Source organism: Streptomyces sp. NTH33 (assembly GCF_003236365.1).
Taxonomy (GTDB): Bacteria; Actinomycetota; Actinomycetes; order Streptomycetales; family Streptomycetaceae; genus Streptomyces.
This window is the reverse complement of record NZ_POTZ01001145.1, coordinates 1-418: the sequence shown is the minus strand read 5'-3', so window position 1 is coordinate 418 and position 418 is coordinate 1. Positions and strand designations below refer to the sequence as shown.

Sequence of the window (418 nt, the reverse complement as noted above, 5' to 3'; positions counted from 1 at the left end):
CCGCCACTCACTACAACCTCAGGGTGGACAAGCGGCAGCGCGAGCTCACGGGCACCGACGGACCGCGGCTGTACACCATGAAGGACTCGGAATTCACGGGGGGAACCCACGACCTCGTGATCCAGTCCTGCAAGCGCGGCGGCCTGTTCCAGTCCTCCACCTGCACCAACTGGTCGCCGACCGTCCGGCTCACGGTCCACGTCGGAACCAACGCGCAGTGAGCGTCACTTCGAAACCGCCCTGGCGGTGGTCAGGAGCGCGGTGGCGCGCCGGGCGGTGGTGGCTCGCCCAGGGAGTGTCATGAATCAGGTGTGCATCTCCCCGAAGGAGTCACCTGATGAGTACGACGATGGATCACCTGATCGAGACCATGGACCGCGTGTCGCTTGCCGTGGCCGGCGGCAGTGTTCAGGGTGCC

Annotated in this window: 1 protein-coding gene; it reads left to right on the top strand. The window is 66.0% G+C overall.

Annotated features, from left to right (window positions below):
- Positions 1–221: hypothetical protein (locus C1I97_RS38890; protein ID WP_220040913.1), on the top strand; the 221-nt coding region annotated here is incomplete at its 5' end.
- Positions 222–418: the final 197 nt, after the last annotated feature.